The sequence below is a fragment of the Streptomyces sp. NPDC030814 genome, assembly GCF_055572155.1.
The window spans coordinates 154822-178976 of record NZ_JBVIDX010000006.1 but is presented as its reverse complement, the minus strand read 5'-3'; the positions used below and the strand labels follow the sequence as shown (position 1 = coordinate 178976).

Here is a 24155-nt window from a genome sequence, read left to right as displayed (position 1 = left end):
AGCCCGTCTTTTCCGATCTCGGCGGAAGGCACGAGAATGGAGTACGGTCACCAAAGATCCGATGGGGGCGGAGAGGAGGAACGCGGTGTCGTATGAGCCCAAGCTCGCCGCGGCCCTTTCCGGCGCAACGCTGCGGCAGCTCTCTCACTGGCGCCGCGCTTCCGGCACGAAGGGCGCGCTCCTCATTCCGGAGATCTCCGACTCACGCCCGATCCTGTATTCCTTCCGCGACGTGGTGGCGCTGCGGGCCTGCGTGAAGCTTCGCAAGGAGACGTCGCTGCAGAAGATCCGCAGGGCCGTGGACACGCTCCGGGAGGACCTGGGGGAGCGAGAGCACCTGTCCGCCTACGCTCTCGTCGCGGGGCCGGACACGATCTATCTGGCGGAGCCCGAGCAAGCAGTCGATCTGATCAGAGGCGGGAACGTGGTCATCCACCAGTTGGTGGACGTGCTCGCGCCCTTCTACAAGGACGGCCGCCACATTCCGGACCTGCTGAAGCCGCGCGACCACGTCGCCGTCGACTCCGCGGTGCGTGGCGGTGAGCCGGTCATCGAAGGGACACGGATCCCGGCGGCTGAGGTGGCTGCCCTGGTGAGGGATGGTGTCCCCCCGGACCGGGTTAGCGACTTCTACCCAGGAGTCAGTGCTGCCGCTGCACGCGACGCGGTCGATTTCAGCGACTACGTGGACAGCTACGTCGATGGCTCTCGGCAGGTTGTCGCTTGAAGCTGCTGCTCGACGAGAACGTCCCCAGGCCCATGGCAGAGATCGTGCGCATTCTCCTCACCGCGCACGACGTGATGCACGTCCATGAGCTGGACGGTTGGGCCGGCACGAAGGACATCGAACTGTACGCGAAGGCCAAGACGGAGGGCTTCCAGGCGATCATCACCAATGACGCCAAGCAACTGAACCGGCCCATGGAAGTCGAGGCGATTGCGCGGTCGGGACTCCACCGCATCCAGTACCGCCAGAACAACAAGCACGGCGGCCTGGTCGGCCTCGGCACCGCGATAGCCACCGTGTGTGCCGCACTGCCGCACGCCCTTGCCGAACTCGAAGGGGCCGATGGGCAGCGGCTGGTGTCCCTCACGGCCGTCGACCCTTCGCGCCACAACCGTCTGCAGATCACTGACCCGAAGGCATCCCCGCCGAAGCACTGGCCCACGTCCTGAGCTCGGGGCGCCCGACGGCGTCAGCGTCGCGAATCCGTCACCGAACTGGCTGTCTTGCGGCTGACCGTCTTGCACTGGGGCGCAGCGGTCTGGGACGGGGACCCCTCTATGCCGACGGTCGGCGTACCACGTCGTCGTCCGTCACCTCGTACACGTCGATGCGCAACAGCTTGCGAACATGCGCCGGAACGCGCTCGACGGCCTTCACGGATGAGGACGGCACCACCAGCGCGTATCGCGTGTGGGGTTCCTGGCTCGTCATCCGCCGCAGCAACTGTCCGTAGGCTATGTCGGCGTCGATTCCCTTCTCACTGGTGCGGCCTTTGGCTTCGCAGATCAGCCGCTCATCGCCGCGCACGGCTTCGAGATCGGTCCAACGGTCGGTGGGATTAACCGGTGTCCAGCCCTGGGCAAGAAGCCACGTACGGAAGGCGTCGGTGACCCGGTCCTCGTCGCTGTGGCGTGCCAGGATCCTCTTCAGCGCGGCCAGGTCCGTCTCCTGGTTACGGCGCAGTCGTCCGCGACCGTCCGCATCGAGGTCGGCCGGCCGGATCACGATCAGCCGCAGTCCGTGCGCGGGAATCTCCGTGTCGCGCCGGGCGTCGTACAGCGCCCGCTGCTCGCCCCGGTGGACGCCGCTGACAGTGAGCCTGTCGGGCTTGTCGAAGTGGGGCATGGGCTGGTCGTGCTGGAGTTCCCTGTACTCGACCACGAGTTGGTGGCCGGGCCAGTAGGCGTCGACCGGCAGTTTGGCACGTCGGCCGCCCGTCCCGGGGTCGCCCTGCAGCCAGTCGAACTTGTGCTGGGTCAGTGCGGTCTCGCCGAGCACCTGGTTGCACAAGCCGACTACGTACGCCTCGTCACTGTCGTCTCTCGTTCCCATGAGCGCGCATCATGCCAGCGTTCGCAGACATCGAGGCGGGTCTTTCGAGGCGGCTGTCGCACAGGTACCTACGGATTGCAGAGGTCGTCTTGTTCGAGGGGTTCAGGTTCGCGGGTGTAGGCGAGGTCGAGGCCGTAGCGTTCGGTGATGGGGCGGTTGTTTCATGCCTGGTGAGGTGGTCTTCGATAGTGTCGTCCGTGGGGTGGTCGAGGATGTGCTTGTAGTAGTCGGCGGTTGCCTGGGCCATAGCACCGCCAGGCTCCTCCGGCCTCTTCTGCGAGCCGGGCGGTGGTGTCGTCGTTTGTGGCCGAGCCTCTGGCGACCACCGCAGCTGGGGCCTAGAGGACGAAATGGCGGATTGCTGCGGTGCACCTGTGGTGTGGGCTTTTCGCCAGGTGCTTCGGGCTTCTGATCGAGGTGTTATCGCCTGTCGGTATCGCGGCTGAAGATGGTCCAGTGCCAGGAGTCCCCGTGGTAGTCGGTGTCGAACTCGTTCACTTCGATCCATCCTGCCTTCCATTGCCCTTGACCGTGATACTTCGCCCGGCATGAGCACTGGCAGTCGGGGCCTGCTGCGTGACGGCAGGCCCCGTTGCACTTCTCGATCGGGTTGAACTCACGCCCAAGCATGATCACCTGGTCATAGCGCAGCAGGTGGCGAGCCAGCTCGAGGAAGTGACGGGTAGGCACACTCCAGCAGCCCCGCTTCTCGTTCCACCTGAGGCCGTGTGTGCTCGGCAGGAAGCGGCCGATGAAGCGCCGCTGTTCCCCTCGGGTCTTGCCCGGAAGCCACACATCCGCCGGGCCTGAGCCGGGAAGCATGACGGCCACATAGCGGCGACCTTCGTGCATGGGGAGCAATTCCGGCGCTGGAACCGGGTCGTCGTCGTAGGGGTTCATGGCGCGGCGGGCAGCGTCGTGGGTGGCCCGAAGCTGCTGGCGGCGGCGGTTGGCCTTCCTCGCCCGGTTGACCTGGTAGTGCTCTAACTCTTCGCCCCTCAGCCAGCGGACATGGGTGGACTCGCGGTAGGACGCAGGACACAGGGAAGAAGAGAAATCCTCTCTCCAATGCGGGATGATGATCCCGCTCCGGAGTTCGACGATCTGGCGGCAGTAACCGCATATGGGTGCGGTATTCAAGATGCCCGACCTTCCGGCACGGCGGAAGTGGCCAGCCACCCCCTACTGCCACCCAGATATACCAACGCGGGGTCCGGCGTGAAAAGATCTACCCCCATCGCGTTTCTGTGCGGGGAGTGGTGGCCGCGCTCGACGGTTCCGGCGGAGCAAAGTTGCCGGGTAGCGGCCAGGAGAGCAGAACTGACGACCTCGGCTATTGAGGGCTCTTGGTCACCGTAAGAGGTCGCCAGGGCCATAGTGGCGCCAGGTTCCTCCGTGAGTGAGCTGGTTCAGCCCGTCATGGGTGAGCGGGACTTCGCCGCAGGCCAGAGCCCGCAGGTTCCGTTGGGGTGTAAGGCTGCTTTGTCCAGGTCGGCTCGCCCCAGAGGCGGAGGCGTCAGAAGTGAGCGACGCGCCGCAGCACAGCAAGTCCGCCTGAATCTCCAGCAGGAGCGCGTCACTCACCGAACAGACTGTCCTGCACGTACTCGACGACCTTCCACTCCGGGTAGAAGACGGCCAGCAGCATGAAGGTCTTGGGATGGGCCGCGATGTTGCCGACGAAGAAGTGGACGGCCCGGTTCGGGGCGCACATCCGGTCGTACCAAACCTCGCGCAGTGCCTCACGGACCCCGCGCTCGCCGTACTTGCGCCGGAACTTGCGGTACGACTGGCCGGCCTCCCAGTCCTTCAGCCCCATGTCGTGGGTCGGACAGTCGTCGTCGGCGCAGCGGAAGCTGTAGCGGAAGTCGAGCGGCACCCACTCCAGCGGATTCAGTTCCTGCTCGAACAAGTCGAGTTGGTTGGCCAGCGCGGCCTTGGAGACGGACCAAGGCTCGGCGGGCTCCAGCCGGAAACGGGTGATCTCGGCTGGGCGGAAGACGCCGAGGGAGGTTCCTCGCTCCTCCTGATCCCGCTTGATGGCGCAGAGCGACGGGGCAACCAGCGGCTCCACATACCGATACCGCTTCTTCCAGCCGCCGTCGGACGGTACCTCACCCACGATCTCCAATGTGTCGAGGTCGGGCCGGAGACTCTCCGGGCGGGAGTCCCGCTCCGGACGATGCGGTCCGACGTCGACTTCGATGATTGAGTACTTGGAGAACTGGGCGTCCTCGCTCAGAAGCCGGAAGGGTACCGGGAAGAGCCGGACGTGCTGCGGCTCGCCCTGGTCCAGGCGTATGCCGGCCACACAGCTGGTCTCGCGGTACTTGTTGGACAGCTCCGGATACGTCTTGACCGTGATCATGATCCGTGCGCGCTGCCGTTTCGCGAATGCCGACGACGCCATGGTGTGCCCCCTCCATCGATCTCCCCGATCTGATTGGAAGAGAGGCATGCACCGCTGGCAAGGGCACGTGCGAAAGCCGGGGACGAAGTCAGGCCAAGGGATTCACCGGCACTGAGACCCGGCTGCGGACCGTCTCCAGGACGACCTGCCGGTGACAGCGGCTCTCGTCCTTCTCGAAGCACAGCACCGCGACCCGCGACGCTCGGGCGTGCTCTACGAGGCGGTCAAGGTCGGCCTGGGCCTCCTCGGACCGAAGCAGGCCACGGAAACGCGCCCGTCCCACTTCGACGCGGCCGTCCCAGAAAGGCTCCCGATTGTCCTTCGGATTGCCCAGGCCGCGCAGGTGCGTGTACTCGATGCCGGCTTCGGCCAGAGCCTCCCCGAGGCGGGTCTTGCTGAAGCCCTTCTTGCGGCTGATCGGGGTGAGCCGAACATCCGCCACGACACCGATGCGGTTCTCGACAAGCGAGGCGACGAACGAGTCGATGTCCCGCCCTTCGTATCCGGCCGACCAGAGACCGTGCGTGACGGGCGGGACCTGGGCCGCCCGGAACAGATCATCGAGCGAGACCGCAAGAGCCTCGGCCACTGCGCCGACGGTGAAGAAACCTGGCTGGATAGCTCCCTCGCTCTCCAGAGGGCCCAGCGTTCCGACGGCGATGCCTGCTTCCTTGGCCAGCCGTTCCCGCGTCCACCCCCGGTCCTCCCGCAACGCCCGTACCCTCTGGGCGAGCGCACGGGCGTGGTCGTGGGGAGGCGCTGAGCGATGACCTGCCATGTGCGGTGTTCCTAACGACCGTTGGGGCGGCCCGCCGCGGTGTTCCTGGTCAGCTACGAGCCCTGGATTCGCGAACGCGCAGGTCCGAGGGGCGCGTAGGCACCGCTCTTCCTGCGGCACTGGAGACTGCTCCTGGGAGAAGCCGACCAAGATCTTCTCCCAGATTTCTCCCAAGCGATCTCCAGGAACCACTCAGGGGCCCGACCCGCTAAGCGGATCAGGCCCCTGACCTGGTACTTCACTGTCGGGGTGGCGGGATTTGAACCCACGACCTCTTCGTCCCGAACGAAGCGCGCTGCCAAGCTGCGCTACACCCCGATTGTCACTGCTTGTCGCGGCGACGTCGTTTACTTTAGCCCACCGGGGGCTGGAGACGAAATCCGGTTTTCGAGGCGGCGGTCATGGCGGCTGGGGCGGCCTCGGCGGGGGCGGACGGCGTCCGGGCGGAGGTGGTCGACGGCGACCAGGAGGAGTGCGAGGGCGTAGAGGGCGAGGCCCAGGAGCAGGGCGCTGCCGAGGACGCTCTTGTAGCCGTGGCGGGCGACGTCCAGGAACGGGTAGAGATACGGCGCCGGCCAGTCGGGGGTCACCAGGGCCGCGCGGACCAGTGAGAACACCAGGAACGCCATCGGGTAGAGCATCCAGACCACGGTGTGGTTCAGCCGCAGGGCCGCCGGGCGGGTCAGGAAGAGCCAGTCCGCCACCACCGCCGCGGGGATCACCGTGTGGAACGCCAGGTTCGTCACGGCGTGCCAGCCCGTCGGTGTCACCGGCGCCCCTGTCGGCGTCATCGTCATCGAGAAGGGGGTCGCGTCCCTCATCAGGACCAGGTGGTACACCAGGCCCGCGACCGTGACGTACAGGACCGTGCCACCCGTCACCAGTGGTGGCAGCGGGCGGCGGGCCGCCCACGCGCGGCGGGACGCCGCGGCGAAGACCAGCGCCACCAGGACGGTGCTCTGGACCGAGAAATGGCTGAGGGCGCGCAAGGGGCTGCCCCCGACCAGTTCGATCGTCACGGCCGCGGACGCTGCCAGTGCCACCAGGGCGCGGAACGCCGCCGTCAGTGGGCGTCGAGTCGGCTCCACCACCGCAGTCGCGGGCACGACGGACGTCACCGGCGCGGGGATGCTCGAGATCGCGGGCAGGCCTGGGATGTCCCTGGGTATCGGTGCGGTCATGCGCCCAAGCTAGGCCGAGCCGACATACCGGGCGATTCGGGCGAGCCGTCCGGGTGGTTGGCGTTGGCCGAGCGGAGCGCCCCGCTCGGCGGCGCGATCACGCCGGTTCGGCCCACCCGGTCGGCCCACCCGGTCGGCCCACCCGGTCGGCCCACCCGATCGGTCTGTCCGGTTCAGCCCGCCCGGTCGGCCTACCCGATCGGTCTGTCCGTTCACCCTGTCCGGTGCAGCCGGTTCAGCTGTCCGGTCCACCTGTCCCGTTCAGCCTGTCCGGTCCACCTGTCCCGTTCAGCCTGTCCGGTCCACCTGTCCCGTTCAGCCTGTCCGGTCCACCTGTCCCGTTCAGCCTGTCCGGTTCGGCCGCCTGGTCGGTCCTCCGCCCTACAGATCCGGATCCCTCTCCACCAACGTCAACAACGACGCCTCCGGCGGGCAGGCGAAGCGGACCGGCGTGTAGCGGTTGGTGCCGCAGCCCGCAGAGACGTGCATATAGGCGGTCCGGCCGTCGGCCGTGTGCGTGGAGAGGCCCTTCACGCGGTCCGTGTCGAGATCGCAGTTGGTGACGAGCGCGCCGTAGAAGGGGATGCAGAGCTGGCCGCCGTGTGTGTGGCCCGCCAGGATCAGGGGGTAGCCGTCGGCGGTGAACGCGTCGAGGGAGCGCAGGTACGGCGCGTGGACCACACCGAGGGAGAGGTCGGCAGACTCGGACGGCCCGCCGGCGACCCGGTCGTAGCGGTCGCGCTTGATGTGCGGGTCGTCCAGGCCGGTGAGCTCCACCGACATGCCCTCGATCTTCAGGGTGCCGCGGGTGTTCGTGAGGTTCAGCCAGCCGGCGCCGTCGAAGCCGTCCCGCAGGTCCTCCCACGGGTTGTGGACGGCGCCGACCACCGGCTTGTTGCCGTTCAGACCGTGGCGGCCCTGGGCCTTCTCCATCAGGTACCGCGCGGGGTTGCGCAGCTTCGGGCCGTAGTAGTCGTTCGACCCGAAGACATACGCCCCGGGGAACTCCATCAGCGGGCCCAGCGCGTCCAGCACCTCCGGGACGCCCTCGGTGTCCGACAGGTTGTCCCCGGTGTTGATCACGAAGTCGGGGCGCAGCGCGGCCAGGGAACGCAGCCAGCGCTGCTTCTTGCGCTGTCCGCTCACCATGTGGATGTCGGAGACCTGGAGTATGCGCAGCGGCCGCATGCCCGGCGGCAGCACCGGCACCGTCACCCGCCGCAGCCGGAACGAGCGGGCCTCGAAACCCGCCGCGTACAACACACCGGCGGCACCGGCCGCCGCGATCCCCAGAGGTACTCCGTAACGCGCTCGCATGCGTCCATCGTGTCAGACCCCGACGAGACGCCGTGCAGCCTGTGGACAACCGTGCTCCACCACTACCGGTCACCAACTCGCCCTGTGGACAACCGACTCCGGAACCGCCCTCCCGAGCCGCCCCGCTCAGCGCGCACCAGCGAAATCAAGGCGCGCCTCCCGCACCACACCTGCGACAATCGACCCCATGACCACGCTCAAGTCGAAGCTGCAGGAAGACCTCAACGCCGCGATCAAGGAGCGCGACGAGCTCCGCTCCTCGACGCTCCGGCTGACGCTCGCCGCGATCACCAAGGAGGAGGTCGCGGGCAAGGAGAAGCGCGAGCTCTCCGACGACGAGGTCCTCAAGGTGATCACCAAGGAGGCCAAGAAGCGCCGCGAGGCCGCGGACGCCTTCGCCCAGGGTGGTCGGGCCGAGTCGGCCGAGCGGGAGAAGGCCGAGGGCGAGATCCTCGCCGAGTACCTGCCCAAGCAGCTCTCCGACGAGGAGCTGAAGCAGATCGTCGGCCAGGCCGTCGAGGAGGCGAAGGCGGCCGGCGCCGAGGGCCCGCGGGCCATGGGCCAGGTCATGAAGATCGTCAACCCGAAGGTGGCCGGTCTCGCCGAGGGCGGCCGGGTCGCCGCGATCGTCAAGCAGCAGCTCGCGGCGGGTTGAGCCACCGACCGGAGCTGAGCTGCTGAGCTCCGGTCGACCAGCCGGGTGAGCCGCTGATCGGCCAAGCCACTGAGCCGCCGACCAGCTGAGCCGCCCGGCGGCCTCCCGCTTCCAGGAAGCACATACGGCGGTGGGGCGCCCCTTCTCACAAGAGGGCACCCCACCGCCGTATCCCATGGGGGCGGGCCGGTCAGACCCGGCGGTCAGCCGCCGAAGCCCCCGCCGTTCCCGTTCCCACGGTTGCCGCCGTTCGTCTGGCCCTCGAGCCAGCCCTCGGGGAGGGTGAACTCGGGCGTCGGGAACGTACCGCCGTCGGTGCCGCCGACGAAGCCGTCGTCACCCCCGTTGCCGTTTCCGTTGCCGCCGTTTCCGTTTCCGTTGCCGTTTCCGTCGCCGTTCCCGTTGTCGTCGTCGTCGCGATCGCGGGGCCGGTCCTCGGGCAGGGGCACGGTGGTGAAGCCGGGGGCGGGTTCGCCGGCCAGCGCGCCGGACATCATGTCGCGCCAGATCGGGCCCGGGACCTTGCCACCGAAGACCTTGCCCCAGGTGGTGCCGCCGATGCTGATGTTCACCATGCGGCGCTTGTGGGCCGGGTCGCCGACCCAGACCGCGCCGGCCATGTTCGGGGTGTAGCCCACGAACCAGGCCGCGTAACGGAAGTCCGTCGTACCGGTCTTACCGGCGCTGGGGCGGCTCGGGCCGAGGCCCGCCTCCGTACCCGTACCGTCTTCGACCACGCCCTGCAGCAGGGTGTTGATGGTGTCGGCGGTGTTCTCCGACATCGCGCGCGAGCAGGTGGACTTCGGGACCTCCAGCGACTTCGACTTCTCGCCGATCCGCCGGGTGATGGACTCGATGGCGATCGGCGTGCAGTACATGCCGCGCGCGGCGAACGTCGCGTACGCGTTGGCCATGGTCAGCGGGGACATCTCCTGGGTGCCCAGTGCGATCGACGGGTTCTGGCCCATCTTCGCCCCGTCGGCCCGGTCGACGCCCATCTTCCCGGCCATCTTCGTCACCGGGCAGATGCCCACGTCCGCGATCATCTGGACGAAGTAGGTGTTGACCGAGAGCGCGGTCGCCTTCCGCAGCGAGTACGGGCCGACCTCGGACTCGTTCTCGTTGGTGAGCGTCGTGCCGTCGGTGTTCACCCAGTTCTTGCCGCCGCACACCGAGATGGGGCTCGGGTACTCCATCTTGTACGGGGCGGAGTACGACTTGCCGGGGGACATACCGCCCTCCAGCGCTGCCGCGGCCACGATCGGCTTGAACGTCGAACCGGGCTGGTACCCCGCTCCGCCGCCCATGTCCTTGTCGACCGAGAGGTTGATCGTCGTCTCGTTCTGCTTGACGTCCATGCCGTACGGCCGGGACTGGCCCATCGCGAGGATCTTGCCGGTGCCGGGTTCCACGATGGTGGCGGCGGTCGCCACGTCGTCCTTCTGGTAGACGTGGTCCTTGATGGAGGCCTGGACGGACTTCTGGGCCTTCGGGTCCATCGTCGTCCGGATCGTGAGGCCGCCCTGGTTCCAGGTCTTGGCCCGGTCCTCCTTCGTCTTGCCGAAGACCGGGTTGTTCAGGAAGACCTCGCGGACGTAGTCGCAGAAGAAGCCCGCGCCCTTGACGGCCGTGATGCAGCCGTTCTTCGGCTTGCTGACGTCCAGGCCGAGCGGCTTCTTCTTGGCCTTGTCGGCCTCCGACTGCGAGATGTCACCCACGTCGGCCATGCGCTGCAGCACGACATTGCGCCGCTTGGTGGCCTCCTGCGGGTCGTTCACCGGGTCGTAGCGACTGGGTGACTGCACGATGCCGGCGAGGAGTGCCGCCTCCTCGACGTCCAGGTCCTTGGCCGACTTGGAGAAGTAGCGGCGCGAGGCCGCCTCGACGCCGTAGGCCTGCTGACCGAAGAAGGTGATGTTCAGGTAGTTCTCGAGGATCTTCTTCTTGCCGAGCTCTTCCTCGATCTGGATCGCGTACTTCAGCTCGCGGATCTTGCGGCCGAGGGTCTGCTGGGTGGCCTGGGCGACCTTCGTCGGGTCGTCACCGGCCTCCTCCACCGCCACGTTCTTCACGAGCTGCTGCGTGAGCGTGGAGGCGCCCTGGGTGACGCCGCCGTCCTGCGCGTTCCGGTTGAGCGCGCGCAGTACGCCCTTCAGGTCGATCGCGCCGTGCTGGTAGAAACGCGCGTCCTCGATGGCGACGATCGCCTTCTGCATGTACGGCGAGATCTCCTTGAGATCGACGACCGTACGGTCCCGGGAGTAGACGCTGGCGATCTGGTCGCCCTTGCTGTCCAGGATCGTGGTGCGCTGGCTCAGCGGCGGCTGCTTGAGGTTGGCCGGGAGCTCGTCGAATCCCTCGACCGACCCCTTGGCGGCCAGTCCCAGGGCACCGACCGCGGGCAGCGCGATGCCCGCCATGACGGCGCCCGCGAGCACGCTGACACCGAGGAACTTGGCGGCCTGCTGCGTGGAAGACAGACCACCGCCCGAGCGCTTGTTTGGCATGGAGGCAGCCTACGTTCTCATTCGCCGGACACACGTATAGGCCTTGGCCTAAGCTGCTCTCAACTGTCACAACCGTTGGCCCTTGTATCAAGTACGTCCGGCGAGCCCGAATCGTTCCGACGTTCTTCCGATTTTTTTCGCGGGCCGTGTCCGAATCCGCCTCGTGTGTCATTCGGTGTCCGTTGTGACGCATGTCAACTGTCCCGGTCTGTCGGGATAGTCACGTATGCCCTCGGGTCACTCCCGCGGGTGATCTGCCGCTTACGCATAGTCCGTTCGGGCCATTCAAGATTGGGCCCGAAGGGGGTGTTGCGCTGTGCCCTCCTTCCGTAACGTCCTCAACTGGCGGCGGTGAATATGCCGCTGCCGCCGTGGGGGAGCCTCGATTCGGGAGAGGACGGCGCCGGTATGGGCTGGGTAACCGACTGGAGTGCGCAGGCTGCCTGTCGCACTACCGATCCGGATGAACTGTTCGTTCAAGGAGCAGCGCAGAACAGGGCCAAGGCGGTGTGCACCGGATGCCCGGTGCGTACGGAGTGCCTGGCGGACGCGCTGGACAATCGCGTCGAATTCGGCGTATGGGGAGGAATGACGGAGCGTGAGCGCCGCGCACTGCTGCGCAGGCGACCGACTGTCACCTCGTGGCGCCGGCTTCTTGAGACCGCGCGCACGGAGTACGAGCGTGGCGCGGGCATTCTGCCGCTCGACGACGACGAGATGTACGAGAACTACGCAGCGGTGAGCTGAGGACGCGACCCCGCGAGTGGGGGGTCACGTCCGTTCAGGGTCCAGGGCGCCTTTGAGGTGTCGGCGCGTCGGGCAGGTGTGCCGACTCCCGGGTGCCCCGAGACACCGCTCAAACCGCCGGGACACTGATCGTTCGCCGGTCTGTCGTCCCGTGTGTCAGCGGTCTCGTGTGTCAGCGGTCTGGTGGTTCAGACGTCTCGGCGGTTCGGGTGTCTTGTGCGTCGGGCATCTTTTCGTCGGTCAGGCGTCGCATGCGTGGGTCAGACGTCCGTGGTGGGCAGCTCCGGACGTACGGTCGCGAGCCGGTCCCCGATGTCCCGCAGACCAGCCAGGTCGTGGACATCACCGGGCAGCGCGGCCACTTCGGCCACGGCCACCTCGGGATGCAGCGCGGTGAAGCGGTCACGTGTGCGCTGCTCGCGGGAGAGCAGCCGCATCCGCTCGGCGTGCAGCCTGAGCAGACCTGCGGTGAGCCGTTCGACGGCGTGGTCCGGGGCGGGGGAGTCGTCCTGGACGCCGGTGGTCGCGGGAGATTCTGAACTGCCGGACGCGTCGGGAGAGTTACGAACTGCTTTCCCGTCCATCTGATCCACAATGCGGGGCTCGTCAAGATTTTCCGCGGCGGCGAGCGCGCGCTCGGCGGACAGCTGGGCCGCGCCGCTGCCGTGGACGCGGTTGAGCACCAGACCGGCCAGCGGCATGTCCTCGGCCGCCAGTCGCTCCACGAAGTACGCGGCCTCCCGCAGCGCGTCCCGCTCCGGCGCGGCCACCACCAGGAACGCCGTGCCGGGCGCCTGGAGCAGCTTGTACGTGGCGTCCGCGCGGGTACGGAATCCGCCGAACATGGAGTCCATCGCGGCCACGAACGTCTGTACGTCCTTCAGCAGTTGACCGCCGAGCAGTTTGCCCAGGGCCCCCGTCATCATCGACATGCCGACGTTCAGGAACTTCATCCCGGCCCGGCCGCCGACCTTCGCGGGAGCCAGCAGCACCCGGATCAGCTTGCCGTCCAGGAACGAGCCGAGTCGCTTCGGGGCGTCCAGGAAGTCCAGCGCCGAACGTGACGGCGGGGTGTCGACGATGATCAGGTCCCACTCGTCGCGGGAACGCAACTGGCCCAGCTTCTCCATCGCCATGTACTCCTGCGTGCCCGCGAAGCCCGCTGAGAGCGACTGGTAGAAGGGGTTGCCCAGGATCGCCGACGCCCGCTCGGGGTCCGCGTGCGCCTCGACGATCTCGTCGAACGTGCGCTTCATGTCGAGCATCATGGCGTGCAGTTCGCCCTCGCCCTCGATGCCCTTCACCCGGCGCGGGGTGTTGTCCAGCGAGTCGATGCCCATCGACTGGGCGAGCCGCCGGGCCGGGTCGATGGTCAGCACGACCACCTTCCGGCCGCGCTCCGCGGCCCGCAGCCCCAGGGCCGCCGCCGTGGTCGTCTTGCCGACGCCGCCCGCGCCGCAGCACACCACGATGCGGGTCTCCGGGTCGTCGAGCAGCGGGTCGACCGCGAGGGGGCGGATCGAGTTGATCGCGCGGTGCCCGTCAGGGGCCTGGGCCGAGTCGTGCGGGGCGGCGGCCGGGTCCGAAGTCATGAGATCCCTTGCTGACGCAGTTCCGTGGCCAGTTCGTACAGTCCCGCCAGGTCCATGCCCTCGGCGAGCAACGGCAGTTCATGCAGCGGCAGACCCAGCTCGCCCAGGACACCCCGCTGCTCGTGCTCCAGGCTGTACCGCTCGGCGTACTCCTCGGCCTGCGCGAGCAGCGGCTCCACCAGACGCTCGGCGTTGCCGCCGCGCCGCGCGCCTCCGAGGCCGGCCGTGGACAGGGACTTGGCGACGGCCGTACGGGGCGCCGAGCGCGCGAGCTCCAGCTCCTCGAAGCCCAGCAGCTCGGGCCGCACCATGTTGACGATGATCCGCCCCACCGGCAGTTTCGCCGCGCGCAGTTCGGCGATGCCGTCGGCCGTCTCCTGGACGGGCATCTCCTCCAGCAGCGTCACCAGGTGCACGGCCGTCTCCGGGGACTTCAGGACCCGCATGACCGCCTGGGCCTGATTGTGTATCGGGCCGATCTTCGCGAGCCCGGCGACCTCGTCGTTCACGTTCAGGAAGCGGGTGATGCGGCCGGTGGGCGGGGCGTCCATCACCACGTAGTCGTACGTGTACCGCCCGCTCTTCTCCCTGCGGCGGACCGCCTCGCACGCCTTGCCGGTCAGGAGCACGTCCCTGAGGCCCGGCGCGATGGTGGTGGCGAAGTCGATGGCGCCCAGCTTCTTCAGGGCCCGGCCGGCACCGCCCAGCTTGTAGAACATCTGGAGGTAGTCCAGCAGGGCCAGTTCGGGGTCGATGGCCAGGGCGTACACCTCCCCGCCCCCGGGGGCCACCGCGATCTTCCGCTCCTCGTACGGAAGGGCCTCCGTCTCGAAGAGCTGTGCGATGCCCTGCCTGCCCTCGACCTCGACCAGGAGGGTGCGCTTCCCCTCGGTCGCGAGGGCGAGCGCGAGTGCGGCGGCGACCGTGGTCTTTCCGGTCCCGCCCTTGCCGCTGACGACCTGGAGCCTGCTCACGTATTCGAGACTAACCAGTCCGCGCGCGGCATACGCGGGAGGCTGTGGACAACTCGGCCACACATGGCCGCCCGGACCGCCCGGGGCAGCGGCGAAACCGGTCCCGGCCAGCGGCTAAAGTCGGCCGCATGACCAAGAAGTGGGAATACGCGACCGTGCCGCTGCTCGTCCACGCCACGAAGCAGATCCTGGACACCTGGGGCGAGGACGGCTGGGAGCTCGTCCAGGTCGTGCCCGGGCCGAACAACCCCGAGCAGCTCGTCGCCTACCTGAAGCGCGAGAAGTCGGCATGAGCGCCGTCGAGGCCAAGCTCGCGGAACTCGGGCTGAGCCTGCCCGAGGTGGTCCCGCCGCTCGCCGCGTACCAGCCGGCCGTGCAGTCCGGGGTGTACGTGTACACCGCCGGCCAGCTCCCCATGGTGGACGGCAAGCTGCCCGTCACCGGCAAGGTCGGCGCCGAGGTCACCCCCGAGGAGGCCAGGGACCTCGCCCGCACCTGCGCCCTGAACGCCCTCGCCGCGGTGAAGTCGGTCGCGGGCGACCTGGATCGTGTGGCCCGTGTCGTGAAGGTCGTCGGCTTCGTCGCCTCGGCCGCGGACTTCACCGGTCAGCCCGCCGTGCTGAACGGTGCGAGCGAGCTCCTCGGAGCCGTCCTCGGCGACAAGGGCGTGCACGCGCGCAGTGCGGTCGGTGTGGCGGTGCTGCCGCTGGACGCGCCGGTCGAGGTGGAGATCCAGGTGGAACTGACGTCGGCGTGACCGCCCCCGGCCGCCTTCGGCTGTCCAAGATCGCGGAGGCTCACTCGAACATCTGGCCGTCACGGGTTAGCCTCCGCCCATGGCAAACGGGCAGTGGTATCCACCCGAGTGGCCGGATCGCATCCGCCGGCTCGCGGCCGGCACGCTGACACCGGTGACCCCGAGGCGGGCCGCCACCGTCATGCTGCTCAAGGACACGGCCGACACCCCGGTCGTGCACATGCTGCGCAGACGCGCCTCCATGGCCTTCGCCGGAGGCGCGTACGCGTACCCGGGCGGCGGAGTCGACCCGCGCGACGACGACCACCGGATCCGCTGGGCGGGCCCCACGCGCGCGTGGTGGGCCTCCAGGCTCGGTGTGGACGAGTCCGGCGCCCAGGCGATCGTCTGCGCGGCCGTCCGCGAGACGTACGAGGAGGCGGGTGTCCTGCTCGCCGGTCCCACCCCCGACACGGTGGTCGGGGACACCACCGGCGACGACTGGGAGGCGGACCGCGCCGCCGTGGCCGCCAGGGACATGTCCTTCGCGGAGTTCCTGGACCGCAGGGGCCTGGTCCTGCGATCGGACCTGCTCGGCGCCTGGACCCGCTGGATCACCCCCGAGTTCGAGTCCCGCCGGTACGACACGTGGTTTTTCGTGGCGGCCCTTCCGCAGGGCCAGCGCACCCGCAACGCTTCCACGGAGGCCGACCGCACGGTGTGGATCCGCCCCCGCGACGCCGCCGAGGGCTACGACAAGGGCGAGCTGCTGATGATGCCGCCCACCATCGCGACCCTGCGCCAGCTCATGGCGTACGACACGGCCGCCGGGGCGCTCGCCGCGGCACCCGGCCGCGATCTGACCCCCGTGCTCGCCCACGCCCGCCTGGAGAACGACGAAGTGATCCTCTCCTGGCCCGGCCACGACGAGTTCACCAAGCGCATCCCGTCCGGGGGAGGCTCCACATGACCGACGCAGCAGCCCTCCCCGGACAGCCGCGGGGCGGAGTCCTCTCGGGCCCCGCCACCCCGCGCGCGGTGAACGTCCTCGCGCCGAACGCGTCCGCGATGACCCTAGACGGCACCAACACCTGGATCGTCTCCGAGCCCGACTCGGCGCTGGCGGTCGTGATCGACCCCGGCCCCCTCGACGACGGCCACCTGCGCAACGTGGTCGAGACGGCGGAGAGGGCCGGCAAAAGGATCGCGCTGACCCTGCTCACGCACGGCCACCCCGACCACGCGGAGGGGGCCGCGCGCTTCGCCGAGCTGACCCGGACGAACGTACGGGCCCTCGACCCCGCCCTGCGGCTCGGCGACGAGGGACTCCGCGGCGGTGACGTGGTGAGCGTCGACGGCCTGGAACTCCGTGTCGTCCCCACACCCGGACACACCGCGGACTCCCTCTGCTTCCACCTCCCGGCCGACCGGGCCGTCCTGACGGGCGACACCGTCCTCGGCCGCGGTACGACGGTCGTGGCCCACCCCGACGGCCGCCTCGGCGACTACCTCGACTCCCTCAGGCGCCTGAGGTCCCTCACGGTGGACGACGGTGTGAACACCGTCCTGCCCGGCCACGGCCCCGTCCTCGAGGACGCACAGGGCGTCGTCGAGTACTACCTCGCCCACCGCGCCCACCGGCTGGCCCAGGTCGAGACGGCGGTCGAGAACGGCTACGGCACCCCCGGCGAGGTCGTCGCCCATGTCTACGCCGATGTCGACCGTTCCCTCTGGCCGGCCGCGGAACTGTCGGTTCGCGCACAGCTGGAGTACCTGACCGATCATGGCCTGATCTGAGGCCGTGGACACGCCGATGACCGCGCGGCGAGGGCGCGAGGGGCTCCAGGGCGCCGCGAACGCCCGGCTGAGGCCCTCTGAGCCTCTCTGAGCCCTCTGGTGACGTTCTGAGCCCTCCGGTGACGTGAGGGGCGGCGCAAGGGGCCGGAGAGGCGCGCTGAGGCCCGTGGAAGCCCACTGGGGCGTGCGGTGGGCCGCGGCGGTCGTCACTCCTCCGGACGCGGTGCCTTGACGCCGTGCACGCGCGCGTACTCCTCGGAGAGCCAGGGCCCGAGGTCGTCGAGGTAGGACCGCAGGAGCGCTTCATGCCCCTCGGGGTCGGCATCCGGTTCGGACGCGGCGACGGCCGCCGCCCGCATCTGGCCGGCCCGCTCGGGGTAGTACTCGCCGAACACCTCGGCCATCTCGTGGAGGTCGCTGGTCCAGCCGTTCCAGCGGGGCATGACGAGGGTGAAACCGGTGCGGACGAGGCGGCGGGAGCAGGAGCGCACGAGGGAACGCCGGGCCTCGGGGGAGGACGCGTCGGCGACGCGTTCCCGCCAGCGGGGCAGTAGCCGCGCCAGGTCACCGTTGGTCTCGCGGGCGAGGAGGGAGTCGGGCCGGTAGCGGGGCAGGTCCTCGGCGAGGTCCTGGCCCAGCAACGGGGTGCACAGGCAGGCGACGAACCACCCGAGGTCGTAGCGCTCCAGGTCACTGAGCACCTGCGCCCGGCTGACGAGCAGCGTTCCGGCCCCGTCGATCTGCGGGAACTCCCGGTCCAGCGCCTCGTCCAGCGCTCTGGTCCGCGCACGGTCCGCATCGGTGGGCTCGTCGCGCAGCACCACCAGCAGATCGAAGTCACTCCGGCCCGGGCGGGCCGTGCCGCGGGGGATCGACCCGTAGAGGTACGCGCTGTGCAGCCGTGCCCCGAACACCTCCAGCACCCGGTCACGAGCCGCAGCCACCACCCCCCGAAACCCCTCCGCCACCAGCCCGAGCGCCCCCTCCCGCTCGATGTACCCCCGTGCGTCCAGCCCTCTTCGGGCCCCTGTCGCAGCCATACGACCACTGTGCCCCCGGGCGCGGGGACAGGCAGGTCGTTCAAGGCGGACAGCGCGGCGCAGGAGGCAGGGCAGAGGCAAGGGAGGCGCGCCGCAGGAAGGGGAAAACCGCTGGGGTCCGCCCCCAGGAACGGGACGGACCCCACCAACGTACTCACACTGCTCGGGGCGACCGGCTCACGGCGCCGGCGGACGAGGGATCGCCCGAACCCCGCCGGCTCAGCGCGACCGCTTCGCCAGTCGTTCCACGTCGAGCAGGATCACCGCGCGTGCCTCGAGCCGCAGCCACCCTCGCTGCGCGAAATCGGCGAGCGCCTTGTTGACGGTCTCCCGGGACGCGCCGACGAGCTGCGCCAGCTCCTCCTGCGTGAGGTCGTGCACCACGTGGATGCCTTCCTCGGACTGCACACCGAACCGCCGGGAGAGGTCCAGCAGCGCACGGGCGACACGGCCGGGGACGTCCGAGAACACCAGGTCGGACATCTGGTCATTGGTCTTGCGCAGCCTCCGCGCGACGGCGCGCAGCAGCGCGGCCGCCACCTCGGGCCGGGCGTTCAGCCACGGCTGGAGGTCGCCATGGCCGAGGCCGAGGAGTTTGACCTCGGTCAGCGCGGTGGCGGTGGCCGTCCGCGGTCCCGGGTCGAACAGCGACAGTTCGCCGATCAGCTCACCGGGCCCGAGCACGGCGAGCATGTTCTCGCGGCCGTCGGGCGACGCCCGGTGCAGCTTGACCTTGCCCTCGGTGACCACATAGAGGCGGTCCCCGGGGTCGCCCTCGTGGAAGAGAGCGTCACCGCGCGCGAGGGTCACCTCACTCATGGAGGCGCGGAGCTCCGCGGCCTGCTCGTCATCGAGCGCCGCGAAGAGCGGGGCGCGCCGCAGAACGTCGTCCACGAGTTCTCTCCTTGTCGACCTGCTCAGGGGATCTTGCTCCCCGTAGTACCAGGGGACCGTGTTCCCCGTTTAGCCGGACGGTCCAAACAGTGTGATCTGTCACAAGGATGCCGCACACATGTCCCGAGGTAAGCGTCAGGGGTCCAATTGGGGGCCGGTCTTCAGGGCCCGGGGCGGATGTCGGTGCCGGGCTTTAGGCTGGCCGGGTGTCCAAATCGCCGGTGAGAGCACAGGCCAAGGGGGCTGGACGGGTGGTTGTACGTCGCGATTCCGCTGTGGGCGAACAGGGCTCCTCGGAAGCGAAGAAAACGGCAAAGAAGACGAACGCGCCGGCGCCCCCGGCGGTGGCGGAGCAGGCGCCTCCGGCGGCGAAGCCCGCGTCCAGGAAGTCGGCTCCCGCCGAGGCGCCGGCCAAAACACCCGCCAAGGCCGCCGCAAAAGCACCCGCCAAGAAGGCAGCCGCCGCCCAAAAGTCTGCGAAGGCCTCCAAACCCCCCAAGGCCGAGTCGGCCACCGCCCTGGTCCGCCGCGCCCGGCGCATCAACCGTGAGCTGGCCGAGGTGTACCCGTACGCCCACCCGGAACTGGACTTCGAGAACCCCTTCCAGCTGATCGTCGCCACCGTCCTGTCCGCGCAGACGACCGACCTGAGGGTCAACCAGACGACCCCGGCGCTCTTCGCGAAGTACCCCACCCCCGAGGACCTCGCCACGGCCGATCCGGAGGAGGTCGAGGAGATCCTTCGGCCGTGCGGGTTCTTCCGGGCGAAGACGAAGTCGGTGATAGGGCTGTCGAAGGCTCTCGTGGAGAACCACAAGGGCGAGGTTCCCGGCCGCCTCGAAGACCTGGTCAAGCTGCCCGGTGTCGGCCGCAAGACCGCCTTCGTCGTGCTGGGCAACGCCTTCGGCCGGCCGGGCATCACCGTGGACACGCACTTCCAGCGGCTGGTCCGGCGCTGGCGCTGGACCGAGGAGACCGAGCCGGACAGGATCGAGGCGGCCGTCGGGGCGCTCTTCCCGAAGAGCGAGTGGACGATGCTGTCGCACCATGTGATCTTCCACGGCCGCCGTATCTGTCACGCCCGCAAGCCGGCCTGCGGCGCCTGCCCCATCGCTCCGCTCTGCCCGGCGTACGGCGAGGGCGAGACGGACCCGGAGAAGGCCAGGAAGCTGCTCAAGTACGAGAAGGGCGGCTTCCCCGGCCAGCGCCTCAAGCCCCCGCAGTCGTACCTGGACGCGGGCGGCATCCCGGCCCCGCCTCTGGGGGCCGCCGGATGACGTGCCTGTCCAAGCGAACCGTGCCGCCCCGTTCCCGCCCCGGCCCGAGCTGCTCACCCCGAGCGGCCGGTCGCCGGGTCCGGCGAGCCCCGAGCCACCCACACGAGGGACTCTCGGCCACAGCGGAACGATCAGTCGGCCTCCGGGCGTTGGCACGGGAAGAACGACGGGGGTGGCTATGACACGCGCGAGCCGGACCAACGGCGGTACGCATACGGATACGGGCACGGGACGCGGCAAGGGGGCCGGGCAGGCCGAAGGACACCCCCTCCTCGACAAGACGGGCCTGCCCTCCTGGCTGGACCCGGTCGTCCGCGCCGTCGAGACCGTCCGGCCGCTCCAGCTGAGCCGTTTCCTGCCCCCGGAGAACGGATCGGGCCGGCAGTCGGCGGTCCTCATCCTGTTCGGCGAGGGCGACCAGGGCCCCGAGCTGCTGCTCATGGAGCGCGCCGGTTCCCTCCGGTCGCACGCCGGACAGCCGTCCTTCCCGGGCGGCGCCCTCGACCCCGAGGACGGTGATCCACAGACCGACGGCCCGCTGCGGGCCGCCCTCCGCGAGGCCGAGGAGGAGACCGGCCTCGACCCGCGCGGCGTCCAGCTCTTCGGCGTGCTGCCCAAGCTCTACATCCCGGTGAGCGGCTTCGTCGTGACACCCGTGCTGGGCTGGTGGCGCGAGCCCAGCCCGGTCCGGGTCGTCGACCCCAATGAGACGGCACGTGTCTTCACCGTCCCCGTGGCGGATCTCACGGATCCGGCCCATCGCGCCACGACCGTCCACCCCAGCGGCCACCGGGGTCCGGCATTTCTGGTCGAATCGGCACTGGTGTGGGGTTTCACGGCAGGTGTGATCGACCGCCTGCTGCACTACTCGGGCTGGGAGCGCCCCTGGGACCGGGGGAAGCAGGTCCCGCTCGACTGGCGCTCATGACAGGGTGTCTGCCGTGCCGCGTCTCGTGGGGAGCGTCGTGTCCCCCGGTCGCTGTGCGGCGGGCCGTACCCCGGGCCGACCTGTAGTGATCGCGAAGTGACGAGGCGAGGCTTGAAGCGGTGAACGTGCTGGACATCCTGTTGCTGGTCGCCGCCGTCTGGTTCGCGATCGTCGGCTTCCGCCAGGGCTTCGTCGTCGGCATCCTGTCGGTGATCGGTTTCCTGGGCGGCGGCCTCGTCGCCGTCTACACCCTCCCGCTCATCTGGGACTGGATGACCGACAACTCCGAGGTGAGCACGGCGGCTGCCGTTGTCGCCGTGGTCATCGTGATCGTCTGCGCCTCCGTCGGCCAGGCCCTCACCACCCACCTCGGCAACAAGCTGCGCCGGTACATCACCTGGTCACCGGCCCGCGCCCTGGACGCGACCGGCGGCGCCCTGGTCAATGTGGTGGCGATGCTCCTGGTCGCCTGGCTGATCGGTTCCGCGCTCGCGGGGACGACACTGCCGACGCTCGGCAAGGAGGTCCGCAACTCCAAGGTGCTGCAGGGCGTGGCCCGGGCCCTGCCCAACCAGGCGGACACCTGGTTCGCGGACTTCTCCTCGGTCCTCGCGCAGAACGGCTTCCCGCAGGTCTTCAGCCCGTTCGCCAACGAGCAGATCACCGACGTCCAGCCCCCCGACCCCGCGCTCGCGAACAGCCCGGTCGCCCAGCGCGCCAAGCGGTCCATCGTCAAGGTCATGGGTACGGCCGAGAGTTGCGGCAAAGTCCTCGAAGGCACCGGCTTCGTCTTCGACGAGCGCCGCGTCATGACCAACGCGCACGTGGTCGGCGGAGTCGACGAACCCACCGTCCAGATAGGGGGCGAGGGCCGCAAGTACGACGCCAAGGTCGTCCTCTACGACTGGGAGCGCGACATCGCCGTACTGGACGTGCCGGACATCGACGCCCCGGTGCTGCGGTTCACCGCCGACGACGCCGCCAGCGGCGACGACGCGATCGTCGCCGGCTTCCCGGAGAACGGCGCGTACGACGTCCGTCCGGCGCGCGTGCGTGGTCGCATCACGGCCAACGGCCCCGACATCTACCACCGGGGAACCGTCCGCCGTGATGTCTACTCGCTCTACGCGATCGTCCGCCAGGGCAACTCCGGCGGCCCGCTGCTCACGCCCGAAGGCAGGGTGTACGGCGTGGTCTTCGCGAAGTCCCTCGACGATCCCAACACCGGCTACGCGCTCAGCGCGGACGAGGTCAAGCAGGACATCGTCCAGGGGCGCAGGGCCAACCAGCAGGTCGACAGCGACAGCTGCGCGCTCTGAGGCCGGGCCGGATCGGGCGACCACGCCCCCAGCGCACGGACGAGGGCTGCGGGGCCCTCCGCGACTCGGGGACGCCCCCGCGCCTCAGGGGCGGGAATGGCGCAGGCGGGCCGAGACCCAGCGGGCCCGGCGGCGCAGGATGCGCGGAATGCCCAGCCGGGGGTCCGCGTCCTGGTCCGTACCCGGCACCTGCGGGGCGCCCCTCTGGTGGGAGCTCAGGCCTGCGGCCGAGCGGCGGTTGCGTGCTGCGTCACTGTAGTCGTGCGTCCAGCCCATACCCCGACGTGTGCCCCCGCCCCAAGGTCAGTAACCTCCCCCGCGCCCCCCAATTGGCCTATGCGCCGGGCAAGTGGCTGCCGGTGGAACAGGTGTTCAATCTCGGGTGGCGGGCTGCCTGTCCGGGCTCATGGGCAAGCCCCACTGACAGGACTCATGGACATGGCTCACGGACAACGCTCGCGGGCCGGCTTCACCGGTCGGGCTCGGGGTCCTTCAGCCAGTTGATGAGTTCCGACGAGAACGCCACCGGGTCCTCCTCGTGCGGGAAGTGCCCGAGCCCGTCGAACAACCGCCAGCGGTACGGGGCTTCGACGTACTCCCCGGAACCCGCCGCGCTGCGGGTCCGCATCACCGGGTCGAGTGAACCGTGCAGATGGAGCGTCGGCACGCGCACCGGTCGCTTCATGCGCCGGTTGAACTGGATGCCGTCGGGGCGGGCGAGGGAGCGCACCATCCACCGGTACGGCTCGATCGAGCAGTGTGCCGTCGACGGGATGCAGATGGCCCGCCGGTACGCCTCCACGGCCTCGTCGTCGGGCAGCCGCGGCCCCGACCAGTCCCGGATCAGCCGGCCCACCAGGGCGCCGTCGTCGGCGGTCAGCTGCCGCTCGGGGATCCAGGGCCGCTGGAATCCCCAGATGTACGACCCGGCGGCGGTCTGCCGGACGTCCGACAGCATCGCCGAGCGCCAGCGCCTCGGGTGCGGCATCGAGGACACCGCGAGCCGCCGTACGAGCTTGGGGCGCATCACGGCCGCCGTCCACGCCAGATAGCCGCCGAGATCGTGGCCGACCAGCGCGGCGTCGGGCTCGCCGAGGGACCGGACCACGCCCGTGATGTCCAGGGCGAGGTTGGCCGGGTCGTAGCCGCGGGGCGTACGGTCGCTGCCGCCGACCCCGCGCAGGTCCATGGCGACGGCGCGGAATCCGGCGTCGGCGAGCGCGACCAGCTGGTGCCGCCAGGTCCACCAGAACTGCGGGAAGCCGTGCAGCAGCATCACCAGCGGGCCGTCGCCGACTTCCGCGATGTGGAAGCGGGCGCCGTTGGCGGCCACATCCCGGTGGATCACCTCTTTCGCGCCGGGCACGTCGAGTCGTACGACCGAGGCGGGCTGGCCGGAGGCGGCTGAGGTGGCGGGGTCCGTCATGAGGTCGAGCGTGCCACAGCCTCGGCGGCGCCGTCGGTCCGGGCGGGCCGGCGGGGGTGCGGCTTGGCGTTCTGGAGCACTCCGGCGGTCTGCTTCATGGACGCGGCGACCTTCTGCGGGCCCTGCCCCTTCTTGGCCTTCTTCGAGAAGGCGACACCGATGAGCGCCAGGACGACGGCGACCACGATGTTCGCCGCGAACGACAGCAGGAAGCAGATCGCCAGATTCCAGTCGCTCCAGGTGCGGATGCCGTACGCCAGGGCGAAGCTCAGCATCGGCAGGGAGAAGATCAGCACCGCACCGGCCGCCGCGAACGCCCCGCCGCCGACCACACCGCGCTTGACGTCCTGCCTGAGCTGGGCCTTCGCCAGCGCGATCTCGTCGTGCACCAGTGCGGACATCTCGGCCGTCGCCGAGGCGAACAGCTGGCCGACACTGCGTTCGGCACCGACCGGGCTGCCGTCGGGTGCGCTCATCGGGGTCTCCCTCATATGCGTCCGGAAGCGCCCCCGCCGCGT

25 protein-coding genes and 1 tRNA gene are annotated in these 24155 nt (G+C 69.4%); 11 read left to right on the top strand and 15 right to left on the bottom strand.

What is annotated here, in order from left to right; translation table 11 throughout:
- Window positions 1-85: 85 nt before the first annotated feature.
- The gene (locus ACZ43N_RS15590; RefSeq protein ID WP_468097892.1) at window positions 86-727 is read left to right on the top strand and encodes a DUF433 domain-containing protein; all 642 of its coding nucleotides are present in this window, start codon (window positions 86-88) and stop codon (window positions 725-727) included.
- Window positions 724-1176: a DUF5615 family PIN-like protein gene (locus ACZ43N_RS15585; protein WP_358333120.1), complete on the top strand. Its 453-nt coding sequence runs from the start codon at window positions 724-726 to the stop codon at window positions 1174-1176. The genes ACZ43N_RS15590 and ACZ43N_RS15585 overlap by 4 nt, the downstream gene beginning before the upstream one ends.
- A 106-nt stretch (window positions 1177-1282) precedes the next feature.
- On the opposite strand, the gene ACZ43N_RS15580 is transcribed toward ACZ43N_RS15585, so the two are convergent.
- From ACZ43N_RS15580 to ACZ43N_RS15550, 7 genes are all read right to left on the bottom strand, one after another.
- Window positions 1283-2059, bottom strand: coding sequence for a hypothetical protein (locus ACZ43N_RS15580; RefSeq protein WP_468097891.1), 777 nt, complete (start codon window positions 2057-2059; stop codon window positions 1283-1285).
- Between the two features lie 420 nt (window positions 2060-2479).
- Window positions 2480-3199, bottom strand: a complete 720-nt coding sequence (locus ACZ43N_RS15575) for a hypothetical protein (RefSeq protein ID WP_468097890.1) — start codon at window positions 3197-3199, stop codon at window positions 2480-2482.
- A gap of 436 nt (window positions 3200-3635) precedes the next feature.
- Complete coding sequence (locus tag ACZ43N_RS15570) at window positions 3636-4469, bottom strand: hypothetical protein (RefSeq protein WP_468097889.1); 834 nt, start codon at window positions 4467-4469, stop codon at window positions 3636-3638.
- A gap of 88 nt (window positions 4470-4557) precedes the next feature.
- A complete protein-coding gene (locus tag ACZ43N_RS15565; protein ID WP_468097887.1) occupies window positions 4558-5247 on the bottom strand; it encodes a DUF488 family protein, N3 subclade in 690 nt (229 codons plus the stop codon).
- A gap of 244 nt (window positions 5248-5491) precedes the next feature.
- Window positions 5492-5565 (bottom strand) — tRNA-Pro (locus ACZ43N_RS15560).
- A gap of 29 nt (window positions 5566-5594) precedes the next feature.
- On the bottom strand, window positions 5595-6428 hold the full coding sequence (locus tag ACZ43N_RS15555) for a Pr6Pr family membrane protein (RefSeq protein ID WP_468097886.1): 834 nt from the start codon (window positions 6426-6428) through the stop codon (window positions 5595-5597).
- 381 nt (window positions 6429-6809) lie between these two features.
- The gene (locus ACZ43N_RS15550; RefSeq protein WP_468097885.1) at window positions 6810-7745 is read right to left on the bottom strand and encodes a metallophosphoesterase; all 936 of its coding nucleotides are present in this window, start codon (window positions 7743-7745) and stop codon (window positions 6810-6812) included.
- Window positions 7746-7932: 187 nt separating this feature from the next.
- Here ACZ43N_RS15550 and ACZ43N_RS15545 point away from each other — a divergent pair, with 187 nt between their 5' ends.
- Window positions 7933-8400 (top strand): GatB/YqeY domain-containing protein, encoded by a 468-nt coding sequence (locus ACZ43N_RS15545; protein ID WP_468097884.1) that lies wholly within the window; start codon window positions 7933-7935, stop codon window positions 8398-8400.
- Window positions 8401-8603: 203 nt separating this feature from the next.
- Here the strand turns inward: ACZ43N_RS15545 and ACZ43N_RS15540 are convergent, their stop codons facing one another.
- On the bottom strand, window positions 8604-10907 hold the full coding sequence (locus tag ACZ43N_RS15540) for a transglycosylase domain-containing protein (protein WP_468097883.1): 2304 nt from the start codon (window positions 10905-10907) through the stop codon (window positions 8604-8606).
- Between the two features lie 408 nt (window positions 10908-11315).
- Between ACZ43N_RS15540 and wblA the strand changes: the two genes are divergently transcribed.
- Complete coding sequence (wblA, locus tag ACZ43N_RS15535; RefSeq protein ID WP_033524587.1) at window positions 11316-11654, top strand: transcriptional regulator WblA; 339 nt, start codon at window positions 11316-11318, stop codon at window positions 11652-11654.
- A 260-nt stretch (window positions 11655-11914) separates the two neighbouring features.
- Here wblA and bagB read toward each other — a convergent pair whose 3' ends face one another.
- Both bagB and bagA read right to left on the bottom strand, forming a co-directional pair.
- Entirely contained in the window at window positions 11915-13246 is a 1332-nt protein-coding gene (gene bagB, locus ACZ43N_RS15530) for an ATPase BagB (protein ID WP_468097881.1), read from the bottom strand.
- Window positions 13243-14220, bottom strand: a complete 978-nt coding sequence (bagA, locus tag ACZ43N_RS15525; RefSeq protein ID WP_468097880.1) for an ATPase BagA — start codon at window positions 14218-14220, stop codon at window positions 13243-13245. Before bagA ends, bagB begins: the two co-directional genes overlap by 4 nt.
- 128 nt (window positions 14221-14348) lie before the next feature.
- On the opposite strand from bagA, the gene ACZ43N_RS15520 reads away from it, so the two are divergent.
- From ACZ43N_RS15520 to ACZ43N_RS15505, 4 genes are all read left to right on the top strand, one after another.
- Window positions 14349-14513 carry a DUF4177 domain-containing protein gene (locus ACZ43N_RS15520; RefSeq protein WP_099966959.1) on the top strand — a complete coding sequence of 55 codons (165 nt, stop codon included), beginning with the start codon at window positions 14349-14351 and terminating at the stop codon, window positions 14511-14513.
- Entirely contained in the window at window positions 14510-14977 is a 468-nt protein-coding gene (locus tag ACZ43N_RS15515; protein ID WP_468097879.1) for a RidA family protein, read from the top strand. Before ACZ43N_RS15520 ends, ACZ43N_RS15515 begins: the two co-directional genes overlap by 4 nt.
- 79 nt (window positions 14978-15056) lie before the next feature.
- Window positions 15057-15926 carry an NUDIX hydrolase gene (locus ACZ43N_RS15510; protein WP_468097878.1) on the top strand — a complete coding sequence of 290 codons (870 nt, stop codon included), beginning with the start codon at window positions 15057-15059 and terminating at the stop codon, window positions 15924-15926.
- Window positions 15923-16753: an MBL fold metallo-hydrolase gene (locus ACZ43N_RS15505; RefSeq protein WP_468097877.1), complete on the top strand. Its 831-nt coding sequence runs from the start codon at window positions 15923-15925 to the stop codon at window positions 16751-16753. The genes ACZ43N_RS15510 and ACZ43N_RS15505 overlap by 4 nt, the downstream gene beginning before the upstream one ends.
- A 206-nt stretch (window positions 16754-16959) precedes the next feature.
- On the opposite strand, the gene ACZ43N_RS15500 is transcribed toward ACZ43N_RS15505, so the two are convergent.
- The gene (locus ACZ43N_RS15500) at window positions 16960-17793 is read right to left on the bottom strand and encodes a nucleotidyltransferase domain-containing protein (RefSeq protein ID WP_468097875.1); all 834 of its coding nucleotides are present in this window, start codon (window positions 17791-17793) and stop codon (window positions 16960-16962) included.
- 219 nt (window positions 17794-18012) lie between these two features.
- Window positions 18013-18687, bottom strand: a complete 675-nt coding sequence (locus ACZ43N_RS15495; RefSeq protein ID WP_005476003.1) for a Crp/Fnr family transcriptional regulator — start codon at window positions 18685-18687, stop codon at window positions 18013-18015.
- Window positions 18688-18938: 251 nt separating this feature from the next.
- Between ACZ43N_RS15495 and nth the strand changes: the two genes are divergently transcribed.
- The 3 genes from nth (at window position 18939) to ACZ43N_RS15480 (ending at window position 22211) form a co-directional block, all read left to right on the top strand.
- Window positions 18939-19964 (top strand): endonuclease III, encoded by a 1026-nt coding sequence (gene nth, locus ACZ43N_RS15490; RefSeq protein WP_468097874.1) that lies wholly within the window; start codon window positions 18939-18941, stop codon window positions 19962-19964.
- A gap of 178 nt (window positions 19965-20142) precedes the next feature.
- Window positions 20143-20892 carry an NUDIX hydrolase gene (locus ACZ43N_RS15485; RefSeq protein WP_468097873.1) on the top strand — a complete coding sequence of 250 codons (750 nt, stop codon included), beginning with the start codon at window positions 20143-20145 and terminating at the stop codon, window positions 20890-20892.
- 119 nt (window positions 20893-21011) lie between these two features.
- Window positions 21012-22211: a MarP family serine protease gene (locus tag ACZ43N_RS15480; protein ID WP_468097872.1), complete on the top strand. Its 1200-nt coding sequence runs from the start codon at window positions 21012-21014 to the stop codon at window positions 22209-22211.
- Between the two features lie 84 nt (window positions 22212-22295).
- Here ACZ43N_RS15480 and ACZ43N_RS15475 read toward each other — a convergent pair whose 3' ends face one another.
- From ACZ43N_RS15475 to ACZ43N_RS15465, 3 genes are all read right to left on the bottom strand, one after another.
- A complete protein-coding gene (locus tag ACZ43N_RS15475) occupies window positions 22296-22487 on the bottom strand; it encodes a hypothetical protein (RefSeq protein WP_468097871.1) in 192 nt (63 codons plus the stop codon).
- A gap of 193 nt (window positions 22488-22680) precedes the next feature.
- A complete protein-coding gene (locus ACZ43N_RS15470) occupies window positions 22681-23637 on the bottom strand; it encodes an alpha/beta fold hydrolase (protein ID WP_468097869.1) in 957 nt (318 codons plus the stop codon).
- Entirely contained in the window at window positions 23634-24113 is a 480-nt protein-coding gene (locus ACZ43N_RS15465) for a phage holin family protein (RefSeq protein ID WP_468097868.1), read from the bottom strand. Before ACZ43N_RS15465 ends, ACZ43N_RS15470 begins: the two co-directional genes overlap by 4 nt.
- Between the last annotated feature and the right edge of the window lie 42 nt (window positions 24114-24155).

What these genes read in the sequence shown, in the direction of transcription:
- ACZ43N_RS15580 (WP_468097891.1), bottom strand. Translation starts at nt 2,059, where the DNA reads ATGGGAACGAGAGACGACAGTGACGAGGCGTACGTAGTCGGCTTGTGC.
- ACZ43N_RS15570 (WP_468097889.1), bottom strand. Translation starts at nt 4,469, where the DNA reads ATGGCGTCGTCGGCATTCGCGAAACGGCAGCGCGCACGGATCATGATC.
- ACZ43N_RS15565 (WP_468097887.1), bottom strand. Translation starts at nt 5,247, where the DNA reads ATGGCAGGTCATCGCTCAGCGCCTCCCCACGACCACGCCCGTGCGCTC.
- ACZ43N_RS15555 (WP_468097886.1), bottom strand. Translation starts at nt 6,428, where the DNA reads ATGACCGCACCGATACCCAGGGACATCCCAGGCCTGCCCGCGATCTCG.
- ACZ43N_RS15550 (WP_468097885.1), bottom strand. Translation starts at nt 7,745, where the DNA reads ATGCGAGCGCGTTACGGAGTACCTCTGGGGATCGCGGCGGCCGGTGCC.
- ACZ43N_RS15545 (WP_468097884.1), top strand. Translation starts at nt 7,933, where the DNA reads ATGACCACGCTCAAGTCGAAGCTGCAGGAAGACCTCAACGCCGCGATC.
- ACZ43N_RS15540 (WP_468097883.1), bottom strand. Translation starts at nt 10,907, where the DNA reads ATGCCAAACAAGCGCTCGGGCGGTGGTCTGTCTTCCACGCAGCAGGCC.
- wblA (WP_033524587.1), top strand. Translation starts at nt 11,316, where the DNA reads ATGGGCTGGGTAACCGACTGGAGTGCGCAGGCTGCCTGTCGCACTACC.
- bagB (WP_468097881.1), bottom strand. Translation starts at nt 13,246, where the DNA reads ATGACTTCGGACCCGGCCGCCGCCCCGCACGACTCGGCCCAGGCCCCT.
- ACZ43N_RS15520 (WP_099966959.1), top strand. Translation starts at nt 14,349, where the DNA reads ATGACCAAGAAGTGGGAATACGCGACCGTGCCGCTGCTCGTCCACGCC.
- ACZ43N_RS15515 (WP_468097879.1), top strand. Translation starts at nt 14,510, where the DNA reads ATGAGCGCCGTCGAGGCCAAGCTCGCGGAACTCGGGCTGAGCCTGCCC.
- ACZ43N_RS15510 (WP_468097878.1), top strand. Translation starts at nt 15,057, where the DNA reads ATGGCAAACGGGCAGTGGTATCCACCCGAGTGGCCGGATCGCATCCGC.
- ACZ43N_RS15505 (WP_468097877.1), top strand. Translation starts at nt 15,923, where the DNA reads ATGACCGACGCAGCAGCCCTCCCCGGACAGCCGCGGGGCGGAGTCCTC.
- ACZ43N_RS15500 (WP_468097875.1), bottom strand. Translation starts at nt 17,793, where the DNA reads ATGGCTGCGACAGGGGCCCGAAGAGGGCTGGACGCACGGGGGTACATC.
- ACZ43N_RS15485 (WP_468097873.1), top strand. Translation starts at nt 20,143, where the DNA reads ATGACACGCGCGAGCCGGACCAACGGCGGTACGCATACGGATACGGGC.
- ACZ43N_RS15475 (WP_468097871.1), bottom strand. Translation starts at nt 22,487, where the DNA reads ATGGGCTGGACGCACGACTACAGTGACGCAGCACGCAACCGCCGCTCG.
- ACZ43N_RS15470 (WP_468097869.1), bottom strand. Translation starts at nt 23,637, where the DNA reads ATGACGGACCCCGCCACCTCAGCCGCCTCCGGCCAGCCCGCCTCGGTC.
- ACZ43N_RS15465 (WP_468097868.1), bottom strand. Translation starts at nt 24,113, where the DNA reads ATGAGCGCACCCGACGGCAGCCCGGTCGGTGCCGAACGCAGTGTCGGC.